8 protein-coding genes are annotated in these 14,693 nt (G+C 54.7%); 2 read left to right on the forward strand and 6 right to left on the reverse strand.

All coding sequences use genetic code 11. The annotated features are described in order from the left end of the window. Positions 1–62: 62 nt before the first annotated feature. On the reverse strand, positions 63–1,031 hold the full coding sequence (locus ACT3RW_RS11050) for a YlbL family protein (RefSeq protein ID WP_444613777.1): 969 nt from the start codon (positions 1,029–1,031) through the stop codon (positions 63–65). 327 nt (positions 1,032–1,358) lie between these two features. On the opposite strand from ACT3RW_RS11050, the gene ACT3RW_RS11055 reads away from it, so the two are divergent. Beyond that, positions 1,359–2,792, forward strand: a complete 1,434-nt coding sequence (locus ACT3RW_RS11055; protein ID WP_444613778.1) for a zinc-dependent metalloprotease — start codon at positions 1,359–1,361, stop codon at positions 2,790–2,792. Between the two features lie 65 nt (positions 2,793–2,857). On the opposite strand, the gene ACT3RW_RS11060 is transcribed toward ACT3RW_RS11055, so the two are convergent. The 3 genes from ACT3RW_RS11060 to nudC form a co-directional block, all read right to left on the reverse strand. After that, positions 2,858–3,469 carry a M48 metallopeptidase family protein gene (locus tag ACT3RW_RS11060; protein WP_131088609.1) on the reverse strand — a complete coding sequence of 204 codons (612 nt, stop codon included), beginning with the start codon at positions 3,467–3,469 and terminating at the stop codon, positions 2,858–2,860. A gap of 84 nt (positions 3,470–3,553) precedes the next feature. Further along, the gene (locus ACT3RW_RS11065) at positions 3,554–5,677 is read right to left on the reverse strand and encodes an ATP-dependent DNA helicase UvrD2 (protein ID WP_444613779.1); all 2,124 of its coding nucleotides are present in this window, start codon (positions 5,675–5,677) and stop codon (positions 3,554–3,556) included. Further along, positions 5,674–6,468 (reverse strand): NAD(+) diphosphatase, encoded by a 795-nt coding sequence (gene nudC, locus ACT3RW_RS11070; RefSeq protein ID WP_444613780.1) that lies wholly within the window; start codon positions 6,466–6,468, stop codon positions 5,674–5,676. The genes ACT3RW_RS11065 and nudC overlap by 4 nt, the downstream gene beginning before the upstream one ends. Before the next feature lie 316 nt (positions 6,469–6,784). On the opposite strand from nudC, the gene ACT3RW_RS11075 reads away from it, so the two are divergent. Beyond that, entirely contained in the window at positions 6,785–8,140 is a 1,356-nt protein-coding gene (locus ACT3RW_RS11075) for a phosphotransferase (RefSeq protein WP_444613781.1), read from the forward strand. 32 nt (positions 8,141–8,172) lie between these two features. Here ACT3RW_RS11075 and ACT3RW_RS11080 read toward each other — a convergent pair whose 3' ends face one another. Together ACT3RW_RS11080 and ACT3RW_RS11085 are read right to left on the reverse strand one after the other, a co-directional pair. After that, positions 8,173–11,490, reverse strand: a complete 3,318-nt coding sequence (locus tag ACT3RW_RS11080) for an ATP-dependent helicase (RefSeq protein ID WP_444613782.1) — start codon at positions 11,488–11,490, stop codon at positions 8,173–8,175. Beyond that, complete coding sequence (locus ACT3RW_RS11085) at positions 11,487–14,693, reverse strand: ATP-dependent helicase (protein ID WP_444613783.1); 3,207 nt, start codon at positions 14,691–14,693, stop codon at positions 11,487–11,489. The genes ACT3RW_RS11080 and ACT3RW_RS11085 overlap by 4 nt, the downstream gene beginning before the upstream one ends.

Consider the following 14,693-nt stretch of genomic DNA (forward strand, 5'->3'; position numbering starts at 1 on the left):
GAACGAGCGAGTACAAGCTTTTGATCCCTGCGTCACATTCTTCCCCTGACGCAGGGCTAAATCTATTCACATGTCGCAAAAGTCGATGGATCTTGACCATCTGCGATTTTTTCCAAAGCAGTATGTGCTTCTGAAAGAGTCGAAATCTTCAGGACATTCAGGCCATCGGGCACACGTCCTACTACTTCATTGCAGTTTTCTGCCGGCGCTAGGAAGATCGTTGCTCCGGATTTCTTGGCAGCGACCATCTTCTGAGCGATTCCGCCGATAGGTCCGACAGTTCCGTCAGCCGCGATCTCGCCGGTGCCGGCTACGTGGTGCTCCCCCGCCAAAGATCCTTCGGTCAGTCGATCAATGATGGACAACGCAAACATCATGCCTGCGCTTGGTCCACCAACGTTTGAGAGTCCAAATTTCACACCGATAGGGAACTTATGTTCGGTTCCTAAGAAGATGCCGAGCTGTCGTTCTCCGTTGTCGGCTGCTTCGGTTTTGACTGTGACATCAACATTTTTGTAGTCGCCCTGCTTGTCGGCTCGACCCACGGTCAACGTTGCGGGCTTCTCACCATTGGCGTTGAGCTGTTTTTTCAAATCTTCAAGGGACGAAATGTCTTTGCCGTTGTATTTGAGCAATCGGTCGCCCTTTTTCAACAACTTAGAGTTGAGCTCATTTGAGAAGTCAGCAACGGACAACCAAGTTTTGTAGTCGTAGCCAAGTTCGGTCATGGCCGCAGCAATGGCCAAGTCTTGGGATGAAGTCATCATCATGTCGTTCTGTTCATTTTGCTGCTGCGACGAGGTGTTGTGAGCCATGATGGTTTCTTCAGGCACGACATCTTTGGTCGGATTGAGCATTGCTTCGAGAACAACCGGAATTGTGACGCGGTTTTGTCCGCCACCCTGGACGTAAACAGTGAGCAGATCAAGTTCGCTGTCGGATGCGTACGTCTTTGCGCCCTCGATAGAGACGACGTCTTTGCCCTCGTCTTTGCCCAAAGTATTAAAGACTGGGCCTGGCGAACGAATCATAAAATTCGTTGGCAAGAACATCATTACGCCAACCAGTAACAGAGCTATGACACCGGCGCTGGATCGTTTGAGGGGCTTAGGACCTCGTGGTTCATGACTGTTATTGTCACGTTCCACCATCGCGTCTTGTGCTTCCCGTTCGTGCACTGGTCTTGCTCCCGCCAACTATCAAAATATCTGTAGATCCGCCTTGCAGACGTCACCACTCTTAGCCTACTGAACCTTGTGGTCTAAAGGCATCAGCAATATGGCGTATTCAGTGTGCCGAAAGCGAACTGAAGCTAAGATTCATGGGAACTTTTTGCGTGGCACGGTAGTTTTAAAGGCATGGCACAGAACCCCCCGAATAACCGCCCCAACGGCGACGACGACGATAACAACCCGCAGGATCCACTTTCTGCCATGTTTGGTCAGCTCTTCGGTGGCGGATTTGATCCCAACAATCTTCCTCCGCAGTTGCGCGATGCGCTCGGCGCCCAGGGTGACCCTGAAGCAATGCAAAAAATGATGCAGCAGGCCCAAGCAATGATGTCTGCAATGATGAGCAACAACGCCTCATCTGGACCAGTCAATTGGAAGCTCGCCTCAGACACTGCGTTGCAGGCTTACGCCAGCGATGATCCTGAAGTCTCGCCAGCACGCCTGAGCGCCATCAGCGACGCATCAAATTTGGCTGATCTCTGGCTGAACAATTCAACTGCGTTCGAGTCCAACGGTCAGGTGACTGAAGCGTGGACTCGCAAGCGTTGGTACGACAAGACGTTGGCGACGTGGAAGCAGGTTACCGAACCAGTTGCTGAGTCTGTTGCTACCGCCATCACTGCAGCCATGAAAGATCAGATCCCTGAAGAGATGAAGGGCATGCTGGGCAATTCCGACGGAATGTTCCGGAACCTCGGCGCCAGCATGTTTGGCATGCAGTTGGGTACGGCCTTAGGTGGTTTGGCTACTGACGTCCTAGGCGGCACCGACATCGGTCTTCCCTTGGCCGGTGGTACTCCAGGAATTATCGGGACTAACGTTGCCAAGTTCGGCGACGGTTTAGAAATCCCGGAGCAGGAAGTGCTGCTCTACGTCATCCTTCGGGAGAACGCCCATACCCGTTTGTTCAGTCGTGTTCCGTGGCTCAGCTCGAAGCTCATCGGCGCTGTTGAATCCTATGCGCGCGGCATCCATATTGACATGTCCCGTATTGAAGAAGCAGTGCGAGATATTGATCCTTCAAACCCTGAAGCGATGCAATCGGTACTCGGTGAAGGTCTGTTCGCTCCACAGCGGACCGCCGAGCAGGACAAGGCTCTAGAAAATCTTGAGCTGACTCTGGCTCTGATTGAGGGCTGGGTTGACCACGTTGTTTCGTTGGCCGCCGCAAACCTGCCTTTCGCTGAACACCTGCGTGAGACCATGCGTCGACGCCGTGCTTCGGGTGGACCAGCAGAGTCGGCATTCGCCTCATTGGTTGGCCTGGAACTGCGTCCACGCAAGCTGCGTGAAGCAGCAACATTGTGGGAGCACCTCCACGAGGAGCGTGGAATCGACGGTCGCGATGCAGTCTGGGATCACCCAGATCTGATGCCAACCGAAGAAGATCTCAAAGACCCATCAACTTTCACTCGGCGCCGTGAATTGGCAAATGAAGAATTTGATGACTTTGATGCAGCTCTGAATAAGTTGCTCTCCGGAGAATTCGACAATGTTGACCCGGAAACCGATCCGAAGGATCCAACCGATCCTGAAGCGGATGATTATCCGCAGAAGTAGTTTGTAAGTAGTAAGCGAATGTCGGGGATGAACGAATAACGTTCATCCCCGACATTGTGTTTTAACTAGCTTTCGTCGTCCTGACCAAATCCGTCAATTGCTTCGGCATTCTGTCCGTGTTCTGCGGCGTGCGAGTTATAGCCTGCATGGAAAGCATCAAGGTATAGGTCAGCATCTGCGCGACGTTGGAACCTGTTGAGTAGCTTTTGAAATTCAGGACCATGTCCTGCCCGTGGTGCGGCCAGATGCGCTAGCTCGTGGACCAGAACGTAGTCGCGCACCCATGCGGGCATCTGCTGAAGCTTCGAAGACAGTCTGATGGTTCGTTGTGCATAGGATGCCGAACCCCAACGCTTGTTTTGGTTGGTAACCCACCGGACAGATTGAGCTGCAGCGGCTCCGTCAAAGTAGAACTGATCTAGCTCGGCGGCACGCTGTTCCAACGCCGAGTCGGATTGTCCGAGTTCTTTTTTCTGCTGTTTCTGACGGTATTTCTTCAGCATCTCGTCGACAAAAGAGCGTTCGGTTTTCTCGTCGAGTGTCGCAGGAACTTGGACTACAAGCTTGTTTTCACGCCAGTACGAGGAAATAGTTTTTCGTCGTTTTTTGGACCGAACGATTTGAACTGGGATGTTATCCGCTGCAACGAACTCAACGGTGCTTGGATAAGCGGGCAACTAACCTTGCTCCTTTTACATCAATCGTGGGTGCCAAACTACATGCTGTGCCCTGGCACTGCGCGATGCGGCCCAAAGCTATTTTTAACTGCGATGAGATTCCAGAACAGCAATAACTGCTTCTCCGTAGCGATCCAACTTACTGCGGCCCACACCAGCAATTTTGGAAAGGCCCTGCAGCGAGTCCGGCTGGTGTTCGGCAATCGCCATGAGCGTGGCATCCGTGAAGATGACAAAGGCGGGTACCGAATTGGAATGTGCTACCTCTGAACGCCAACCACGCAAGCTATCAAATAGCGCTTCGTCATAGGCCGCAGGGCAAGAAGCACAGCGTTTGAGCTTTCGTTCTTTGGCGCTGGTCAAGAAGGTACCGCAATTGGTGCACACCGCGGGCGTGACCTTTTGTTCGCGTCTTTTGTAAGTGCTTTGTTGCCTGCTGCTCGCCTGACGAACCGATTTGATGCCGTCTAGAAAACGTGAGGGATAACGGTGAGCTCGGCCGCCCGGCGTACGGGCCAACGACCACGAGAGGAACAGGTGGATGCGAGCACGGGTGATTCCCACGTAGAGCAGTCGGCGCTCTTCGTCGTAGCCGGCCTGGTCTTTCGCATAGGAAATCGGTACCAGACCTTCGCTGAGACCAACAAGGAACACCGCGTCCCACTCCAAGCCTTTGGCGGCGTGGAACGAGGCTAGGGTGACGCCGTCCAAAGTCGGTGCATGCTGAATCGCGGCACGATCTTCCAACTCTTTGACCACGTCATGCAAAGTAGCTTCGGTCTCCTGCGCTGCTTTCAGGGCCACTACTTCATCGGCCAATCGAACTAGGGCCGATAGCGATTCCCACCGCTGGCGTACAGCCCCGGTTCCTCCGCTTGGTGCAGTAGCTGAGTAGCCATGAGATGAAAGGATGTCACGGACAATCTGAGGAACGGGGGTATCTGCAGCCACGCTCAGCGCAGCACGCAAGGCGAGCATGCCCTCTTTTACTTCTCGCCGGGAGAAGAACCGTTCAGCTCCACGCATCACAAACGGAATGGAATGTGCACTCAGTGCCTGTTCAAAAGCCTGAGATTGCCCATTGGTCCGGTACAGAATGGCAATTTCAGAAATGTCTTGTCCATCGCTGAGCAGCTTTTTGATACGCTGAGCGACTTCTTCGGCTTCGTTTTCGTCGTCGCTACATTCAAAGAATTCAGGGGCAACTCCGTGATCACGCTGGGCGATCAGTTCCAACGGCTCAGGCCAAGTTACGTTCCGGTCTGGAACGTTGGATTCGACTCGGCGAGTGGATAGGACCTTGTTCGCGAGGTTGACCACCTCGGGAGTTGAGCGGTAATCCCGAACAAGTTTGACGACTTTTGCTTCAGGGAAACGAGCGCCGAAATTCAGTAGGAAGTCCGGGCGGGCGCCAGTGAATGAGTAGATCGTCTGCGACGCATCACCGACCACGCATAGTTCGTTTCGCTCGCCGAGCCACAGGTCAAGAAGTCGCTGTTGCAACGGCGAAACGTCCTGATACTCATCAACAACAAAGTGCCTATACTGCTGGCGTACGTTGGCTGCGACTTTCTCGTTGTCTTCAAGTATGGCAATGGTCAGGAGCAAGACGTCTTCAAAGTCAATGACTCCGCGATCGTCTTTGAGTTCCTCGTAGGTCTGGAAAATTCGTGCCATACTCACCGGTTCTAGACCGTTGGGCATCTCGCGGGTGGAAGCAATCTTGGCATAGCTCTCAGGTGTATGCATAGAGACTTTTGCCCACTCAATTTCTGAGGCGAGGTCTCGCACCATGGCCCTGTCGCTGGAAATGCGCAGTCTTCGCGCTGCCTCAGCAATCATGGGTGCTTTGTGCTCAACCAGGTTCGGCAAGGTTCCACCGATGGCCTGGGGCCAGAAGTACTGCAGCTGTCGCAAGGCGGCGGCGTGGAAAGTTCTCGTCTGTACTCCTGATGCACCGAGCTGACGCAATCGGGTGCGCATTTCGGCAGCGGCCCGCGTGGTGAATGTTAATGCCAGGACGCTCGTCGGGTTGTAGATCCCGGTGTGCACTCCATGGGCAATACGGTGGGTAATCGCACGGGTTTTACCCGTTCCTGCGCCCGCCAGAATACACAAAGGACCGCTGAGGCTCTCAGCTGCTTGCCGTTGTTCAGCGTCCAGTCCAGCCAACAAATCTTGTGCTGGTGGAACGTCGTATTCTGTCACTTGCTCAGGGCCTCCGGAAGGGGTTCGCCGTACCAACTACGGATCAACGCGTGCGCAATTGAAACGCCACGAGGTATGTCAATTGTTCCCAATTCCAAATCTTCGCGTAGTTCAGCTCGGGTGAACCAGCGCAAGTCCTTGATTTCGGCACCGTCAGGAACCAGTTCTTCGCTGAGTGCTTCGGCAGCGAATCCAAGCATCAAGGATCGAGGCAATGGCCAAGGCTGTGAACCTCGGTAGGCTACGTCGCCAACTAGTACTCCGGATTCTTCAAAGATTTCGCGGTGTACTGCAGATTCCAGTGACTCCCCTGCTTCAACAAAACCAGCGAGCACCGAATACATTTTGGATTTGAAGTTCGCGTTGGAGCCAAGAAGCAGACGATCTTCACTATCAATCACCGAAGCGATGATTGCAGGATCAGTGCGGGGAAATAATTCATGGGCATTTTGAACACAGGTCTGACCCCAACCCGAGTTCGAAGACTGCACCTCGGAACCACACTTAGGGCAGTACCGTTCCGAACGCATCCAGTTGGAGATTGCCTGGGCTTCAACGAGTAACTCAGCTTGTAGCGTTGGAAGAATGGTGAAGGCTTCGCGCAGGGTGAACCACTTTTCGATGCCAAGGTCCGCGTGTTCTTGTGAATCCACGATGGCAAGCACATAGTCCGTTGATTGCGCAGTGCCCAGATAGACCAGACGCTCTGACTCGGTAGGTTCATAGCTAGGGCCGGCGAGGAAAAAGAGCTCTTCTCCCTCTGCTGCGGCGCCTCGCTCAGAGATCAGCATGACTTTGGTCGAGCCTGTTGCAAGCTTTTCCCGTAGAAGATCCGGATTCGGTTGTTCTGTCAATGGACGCTCAATGAGCGAACTTGCAAAAGGTAGTCCGGTTAAAGGAGTTCGATACTTGTCTGCCAAAGCCATACTTCTAATCTAGTCCACTTGGCTTGCACCTGACCTACTTCAAACCGGGTGTGGATAGCCACGATGGAGAAGAATCACCCTCGACTCTGAACGTTCGCGGTGAATCCCACCATATTCTGTGCGTCATTCAAGCGCTAAGGTCACGATCTCGCATACGGTGGAACATGTGAAACGCTCTGCCATGGAACTCGCCGCAATTGCAACAGCCGCCGTACCCGGATTAGCTCCGGTTGGTTTCGCGGCGCTGTCAGACGACGCAGAAGATTTTGATTCAGCGCTGATTGTCGATGCGGCAAAGCACCGCTGGCGCGTCCGCTCCCCAAAACACGATGAAGCAAGCATGCGCTTGGAAGCGGAACTTTCCGCTTTACGGGCCTTCTCTGCCAAAGTTCGTACGTCGTTGCCATTTGCGCTTCCCTCGGTGGCCGGTACCGTCCGTCAGGGCACGCTGCGCACCTTCGTCTACAAAGACATGCCCGGACGTGTGCCAACACTTGATGAGCTGGTCGATAAGGGCAGCAACCTAGCCAAGGCCCTGGGCCAGTGCATGGCAGCAATACATCAGATTCCAGACGAAGCTGTTGAAGTTGCTGGCCTACCCACCTACACCGCTGATGAGATTCGACAGCGCAAGCTCAACGAATTAGACACCGCAGCTGCTACCGGCAAGGTTCCGAGCGGTCTATTGCGTCGTTGGGAACACGCGATGGAAGACGTTGCGCTTTGGCGCTTCAATTCTGCCGTTGTGCACGGTGCATTTGACGAGGAACAACTACAGATTTCGCATTCCAGCATCACCGCCGTCAAGGGGTGGACTGATTTGCATGTTGGTGACCCTGCCGATGATTTTGCATGGTTGTCTGCCATCGAAGACCAGAGCTTTACTGACCAAGTATTTTCCTCATACATGGAAGCTCGCGGCAAGGCTGCAGATCCACACATCATGCGTCGTGCTGCTTTAGCCGCCGAATTTGCGTTGGCTCAGTGGCTAGTGAAGTCGTTGGATTCCAAGGATCCTGAGCGCATTGCTGAAGCAGACGAAATGCTTCGCGAATTGGATCACAACATCGCCGAGTTCGGTGGCCAGCCACTTTCGGTAGTTGAAGCTCCACGTCCCCTTGCTGCGGAGCCTGCGGCTGAAGTTGCGAAGCCAGCTCTGCAGGTCCAGGATTCTTCGACTGAAGAAGAATCGGTTCCTGCTCCGGTGGCCATCAACGACACGACAACTCCACGAATTAATACTTCTAAGGTCTCAGCGCTCTCGGATTCGGAAGATCAGGCCACTACTTCACAGCCGATGGGTCTCGCGAAGCCGGCAGCTGAAGGTACTGGTGCTGGGGTAGCAGCTTCGAAGCCAGCTGTTGAGTCGTCGGCAAAGGACTCTGATAAGAGTGAATCCGAGTCAGTCTCCAAAGAAAGCAAGCCGGAGGAAGATCAAGAGTCTAAAGACTCTGGCGTAGCTCCACGCGTCTCCAAGCTTGAGCCAGTCGAAGAAGAAGAAGAAGAACCAGAACTGCCAGACGACGCCAAGAAGTAGTCTTTCAAAGACACTTCTGGCGTCGCCAGGCTCTAGCGGTCGAGCTGCTCGAATGCGTTGGTGATCATCGCTTCGAGTTCAGCTTCGTCCGAGAGGTGTTCTGCACGAATGGTCATCCCGGCGGCTACGTAGTAGAACGCAGCCTTGATATCTTCTAATGCGATGCCGTGAAGACGGGACCAGCCGAGTCGGTACACCGCCAGCTGAACTAGTTTGCTCTTCAGGTCCTTCCCATGCGGAACTCGCCCAGTTTTCCAATCGAGTAGCAACCACGTGCCGTCTTCCATCTGGAACACCGCGTCGATCCTGCCTCGAACGGCCACCGGACCGACACGGGTTTCCAAGGGTACTTCCACATAGGCCGGTTGAAGTTGCGACCATTCGCTGGCCAGGAATGCCTCTTTCATGGACTCCAAGTCCAGAGCCTGGTCAAGATAGTCATCCGCGGGCTCGACAATCTCGCCGAGATCCAACATGGAAGTCTTTTCGTAGAACTCCTCAATCCACGCGTGGAAGGCAGTTCCTCGGCGCGCTGCAAGTCCCGGACGCCGCGGTACCGGGCGCCTGAGATTTTCCAAAACCGAAACCGGGTCTTCAGCCAACTCAACAAATAGCGAGGCCCGGACGTGCTCGGGTGCTTCAACTCGCCGTTCGCGATTGGACAGGAATTCACGCTGGGCAAGCAGCCTGCGCGCTTCATCCGCCCATTGCTGCCCCTCTTCGGTCAGCAACTGGGACTGCTCGCTTTCCTTGAGCACGTCTTGAGCAATTTCTTGCATGACTTCGCGGCGCGAGTAAGGGAATTCGGTGCGGTTCATACCGCCGGTAATCTGTGGTCCTTCCAACGGATCGTAAGGCCATAAGGCTTCCAAGGGTGTCAGTCTGCTGGGATTTTGTTCCGGAGCGTCTTCGTCCTTAACCCAAACACCAATTTCTGCCTTGGGATCGTTACCTTCGGCCAACGGGACTAAAGCCGAAAAGAACTGCGACGGTTCGGTCGGCTTGCTTCGTGTGGCAGTCCAAATGCTGCTACTGCAGATGAGCAATGATTTAGCACGCGTTACCGCTACGTAGGCCAAGCGCCGCTCTTCAGCTACGTGGTGGTCCTCAACTTTGTCTTTAAAAATGGACTCTGCTTCCAGCAATTCCTTCAGTGCTGGTTGGTCCGTATCCCATTGAGGCAGATCCTTGGCGTCACCGCGCAGCTCCCACGGTAGAGCCTTGTCACCGCTAGTCCAGCGATCTGATTTGGCTCCTGGGAAGACACCGTCATTCAGGGACATGACGGCCACGATGTCCCATTCCAGGCCCTTCGAAGCATGCACGGTGAGCAACTGGACGGCTAGCGGGTCAGCGTCTTCACTCGGAAGCGGCAGTCCCTTTTCTTTCTCAGCGGCTTGTTCTAGCCACAACAGGAATCCTGCCAGCTCCACGCGGGGTGCATTCCGAGAATAATCACGGACTACGTCAGCAAATGCGTCCAGGTTTGCCCGCGCTGAAGCTAGATCAACCCACGGACGTACGGCCACCTCAATATCTAGATTCATGGCCCGTTCGACCTCACGGATGAGGGTTTCCAAGTCATCGTTGGCTATCAATCTCAAGGCAGCTAGTTCTTCTTTTAGCGAGGTAAGCCGTAATCGACCTTCGGCGCTCAAGCTACGACCATCGGCGCTCTGCCATCCCTCGGCAGGAAGGAAGTCCAACGCTTCAATGAGGCTAGCTGCGTCATTAAGTTCAGCACGCGCTGACTCTTCGACGATCTCCTGTGCTCCAGTTGCTTCGTCAGAGACTTCCGCTGGCCTAAGTCCCTTGGCTCTGCGTCGTTCTAATTGACGTGACCAGTCAGCAAAGGCTGCCAGATCAGCAGTTCCAATACGCCATCTAGCCCCTGAAAGTAGCCTCATGAGCTTGTCCGAACGTAACGGGTCTACCAGTACATGCAAGCATGCAACCAGATCCGTAACCTCGGGGGTGCTCAATAGTCCAGATAGGCCCACCAGCTGATAGGCGATACCCCGCTCCGAGAGAACCTCACCCATAATGCTCAGCTGACTTCGATTACGCGAAAGTACTGCGCTTGTTTTGGGTTCATCTACAGCTTTTCTTGATTCCGAGATGATCTGATCAGCAATGGCTTCAGCTTCTTGGCGAACTGTCGCGCAACGATTGAGAATGACTCGGCCAGGCTGCGCAAAGGCGGAGGGTTCCAATGGCTTAACGGTGACCGGGCCGGTGTGTGGCGATCCACCGGCAGTGATTTGATTGGCTGCAGAAAGCACGTTGACGGTATTGCGCCAAGCAATCGTCAGATGCTTCACGTGGGCAATTTGGTGCTCTTCACCGCGAACAATGGGGAATGTTTCTGGGAATCTAAAAAGCTGACCGGCGCTAGCTCCACGGAAACCATAAATTGATTGGTTAGGGTCCCCCACCGCAGTGACCGGATGTCCCTTGCCATAAAGCTGCGAGAACAGCACCATCTGGGCATGGGAAGTATCTTGGAATTCGTCGAGCAGGACAACCTTGTGGCTAGCCCTTTCGGCGAGCGCAGCGGCAGGGACCTCCTGGGCAATCCGTGCTGCGTGAGCGACTAGATCCCCGTAGTCCATCACCCCGAGCTTTTTCTTTTCGCGCATGTATTCCTCGGCAAGCTCTGCAATAGTGGCGCGGGAGGCAAGCTTGTCGATGAGTTTGAGTGCTACCTGAGTCGGCGCCTTGTCCTTTTCGGCGTCCATCGGCAGAGCGCGCAATCTTAGAACCAGATCATCAATCCATTGATGAGCTTCAGGTGCGGTGACCAAGTGCTCCGAAGCTTCGGAGCTGAAGGAAACAATGGCGTCGATCAGAGTGCTCGTAGCGCTATTGAGGTGGTGGTAGTCCCCCGTGTACTTTTCAAGGACTGTATGCCCCAGCTGCCAGGACTGTGCTGCGCCAAGTAGTGCGCTGTCTTCTTCTAGTCCAAGACGCAATCCGTGATCCTGTACCAGGGTGTTGGCATAGGAGTGATAGGTGGAAACGGCTGGGTCAAGGAAGTCTCGAGTTTCTTCGTCGCTGAGCAGTCCAGTAGCTACCAACTGCGCAATTTTTGCGCGGATACGAACGGAGAGTTCCCCGGCAGCCTTGCGGGTGAACGTGACGCCGAGAATTTGCTCGGGACGCACCAACTGGTTGGCGACCAACCAGACAACTTTGTCCGCCATGGTTTTGGTCTTGCCTGAGCCTGCACCGGCGATGACCAGCATGGGCTCCAACGGGGCAGCAATAATTTCAGCCTGCTGCCCTGTGGGTGGGAACTTCTCGCCTAGGGCTAGGGACAATTCTTCGGGGGTGTATTTGATGTTGCTCATGGTTCGGTGACCTGTCGTCCTTCGGCGCAGAGGGGGCAGACTTCGGGCAGGGTGCAGTTGCCGAGGATTCCTGCGGCACCTGCAACGTGGCGGGTAATGAACTCGCTGTGCCCCATGAGCTCGGCGGCCTCAAGGATCAAGGTTTTCGCCCAGTCTTCGCCATCAAGGGAAGGTTGTTCTCGAATGGTGGGACTTTTGGTTTTGGTGCCGACGTAGACCAATGAAGCTCCGGCAGGCTGGTTGGACAACTCTTGAGTGTCCGGGTTTTCTTGTAGGGCCCCGAGCTGGATTGCTGTTTGGTACACGCCTAACTGCGGATGTTCCAAGGTGTCATTTTTGCTTGGTGCCATCGATCCGGTTTTCAGGTCAACGACCGTTACTTTTCCGTTCGAATCTGCCTCGACACGGTCGATGATGCCTCGCAACTGCACCGCTGTGCCATCCTGCGTTGGTACTTCAATTTGGAACGGCATCTCCCGTGCCACCAGTTCTCTACCTTCTTGCCGCATGGAAATGCAGTACTGGGCAAATTTCTTGAGCATGTCGCTAGCGCGGTCAAAGTCTCGTTGCCCTTCCCAGTTATCGAGCTTTTCAAGTTCTGGCCAACGCTGCTCAAGGATTTGTTGATATTCGTGTCCGCTGGCGTCTGGGTGTTCTTCTGCAATGGAGTGGATGAGGGTACCGAGTGATGCGGCAAAGTCGTGTGCTGCTGTTCCGCCGGCGCTTTGCACAAACCAGTTGAGCGGTGATTTAACCAGGGTTTCAACTTTGGACGGCGAGACACGGCGCGGCTGATCTTCTGGCACCACCGGTGCGCTGGAGGACAGCGGGCGTAGTCCCCACCAGTGATCTGGATGCGCGCCACGTACTGGCTGTTGAGTTCCGGCCAACAACGCTAAAACTTGTACCGCGTCCTTGTAGTGGGCTTGGGGGTCAGTTCCCTCTGGGGCAGCAATCGCACCGAGCATTGCGACCTTGCTTTGTTCAGCACTCTTGCGTAGTTGAGCCACCAGTGTGGACAGCGAACGGATACGCGGCACCGATGTGGGTTCCCGTCCGTCGGGCCCCGGTGGTTCAATTAGGTCGAGGAAGGAAGATGGTTGACTGTCTTCGTTATCGACAGCCGTGCAAATCAATTGTTCTGAAGCTCGCGAAACTGCGTTACTGAAACTGCGCAACTCGTCATTGCGAATTTGGCGGACCAAATGAGTGGGCGTGCGAGTAGCAAGGAAACCGACCCCATGTTCGGCAGCGTCTGCGAGGGCGTTGGATCCTAATAACTCACCACGCAATCGCAGGTTAGGCCACGACCCCTCTTGCAGACCGGGGATAAACACAACAGGCCATTGCCTGCCCGCGGCAGCAGCGGTGGTCAGCACGGTCACCGTGTTGCCGCCCGCGGCGCGGGTGGCCAAGGAGTCCATCGGCAGATCCTGGTTCAGGATGTGGTCAATAAATTGCGGCACGCTGGCGCCTGGCAGCTGATCCACAAATCGCTCTGCTGCTTGGAATAGCGAGAGTACGGCGTCGAGGTCGTGGTCTGCTCTACGCGCCGAGTTCCCGGTACCAAGTGCTTCGTCGCGCCATGCTTGGGCTCGACCGGAGGCTTCCCACATGGACCACAACGCAGTTTCGGGCGTTGCGGTACCTGACGCTAATTCGGTATTTAGCGCTGCGTACATTTTCAGCAGGCGTTGGAGCCCAAAGGCTGGCTTACCCAGTTCCGCTGCCAGCTCTGGTTCTTGGAGGCAGGCTTCAAGCAACTCTTGGCTTGAACGCCGTCCACCGTTGGCGGCTTCGCGCTGGCGTAGCAGCTGGCGCAGGCGTCTGATTTCCAGTGCCGTGCTCATGCCGTAACGCGATAACAGCAGGTTTTGCATCAGCAACGGATCGTCAGCAACGGAGTTGTTGTGAGCCAGTTCTAGTAGGTCCAGTAGCGGACGGACCGCCCCCTCCTCCTTAAGCGGAATCTCTGCCGGTGGGACTTGGACCGAGATTCCCTGTCCTTCTAGGAAACGGCTAAAGGAACGAACTTGGGAACCGTTACGGACAACAATTGCCATCTCGGAGAGACTGCGGTTTTCAAAGAGGTTGAGCTGAACGATGCGCTGGGCGATGAATCGTTCTTCCAGCGTTGAATTTTCAAAGGTCAAGGCAACACAGACATCGGTGGCGCTACTTTGCGGTGGCTCAATCGTTCGCCCACGACTGCCCGCGGCTACGGGTACACGACGTACAATTCGTTGCCAAGCCAGCGTGATCAGCGCAGACATTCGATATCCCTGGGTCAGTTCAAGATAGGTGACTGTTGTAGAGCTGGTGTAGTTCTGTTCAAATCGAAGCAATTCATCGGTGCGTGCACCACGGAATCCCTGAACTACGCTGTCAGGCGCGGCAAACGCAACTAATGCCCGGTCCTTGCCCAGAAGTGCTAGAAGCCGATGCTGTGACAGTGTTGCTTCTTGCAAATCATCTACCAGCACCAGTCGGAGCCGATCTTGTTCGGCATGAAGGAACGACTGATTATCTTCAAGAATTTCGGCAGCGCGCGTGATTAGCCCTGCCGGGTCAAAAGCCTCGGCATTTCCTAGATCTAGAAGATCCCTATATTCCTGATAAAAACTTGCAGCTGCCAGCCACTCAGGGCGCTGAGCTTGTTCACCTAACCGCTCAACGTCGGCAGGTTCTAGTCCAAGTTCTGAGACTCGGTCAAAAAATTCACGGACCTCTTTGCGGAATCCACGAGTCTCAACGGCTAGTTCTAGTTCCTCCGGCCACTGCGGTCCAGAGGTCAGTCCTTGGGAATGTCCCTCAAGCAAGTTGCCAATCAGGGTGTCCTGCTCGGGACCAGAGAGCAATCTCGGCGAGCGCTCTAGGAACGGCAATAGCCCCTCCACTCTTGCGCGTCTAATGAGATCAAAAGCGTAGGAGGACCATGAACGAACAACCGGTTCTGTAAAGGTCTGTTCAGCACGTCGGCTTAGCTCATCACGGATTGAAGCGGCCGTCATACGGGTTGGCGCGATAATCAGTAGGGACTGCGGGTCCAAGCCGGCATCCAGATGGGCAACAGCGGTGCCGATCAGCGCACGAGTTTTGCCCGTACCGGGTGCACCAGTAACTAAGACCGGGGTACGCACCAATTGAAGCTGATCCACAATGTTTTCGGGATCTGCTTTAAGTTCGCTTCGTGCATCGTCCAT

Origin of the sequence: Glutamicibacter sp. AOP5-A2-18, from assembly GCF_052446055.1 — a bacterium.
Classification (GTDB): Bacteria; Actinomycetota; Actinomycetes; order Actinomycetales; family Micrococcaceae; genus Glutamicibacter.

Excerpts from the sequence above, each read along its gene's own strand:
- ACT3RW_RS11050 (WP_444613777.1), bottom strand. The coding sequence starts at position 1,031 with ATGATTCGTTCGCCAGGCCCAGTCTTTAATACTTTGGGCAAAGACGAG.
- ACT3RW_RS11055 (WP_444613778.1), top strand. The coding sequence starts at position 1,359 with ATGGCACAGAACCCCCCGAATAACCGCCCCAACGGCGACGACGACGAT.
- nudC (WP_444613780.1), bottom strand. The coding sequence starts at position 6,468 with ATGCTGATCTCTGAGCGAGGCGCCGCAGCAGAGGGAGAAGAGCTCTTT.
- ACT3RW_RS11075 (WP_444613781.1), top strand. The coding sequence starts at position 6,785 with ATGGAACTCGCCGCAATTGCAACAGCCGCCGTACCCGGATTAGCTCCG.
- ACT3RW_RS11080 (WP_444613782.1), bottom strand. The coding sequence starts at position 11,490 with ATGAGCAACATCAAATACACCCCCGAAGAATTGTCCCTAGCCCTAGGC.
- ACT3RW_RS11085 (WP_444613783.1), bottom strand. The coding sequence starts at position 14,693 with ATGGACGATGCACGAAGCGAACTTAAAGCAGATCCCGAAAACATTGTG.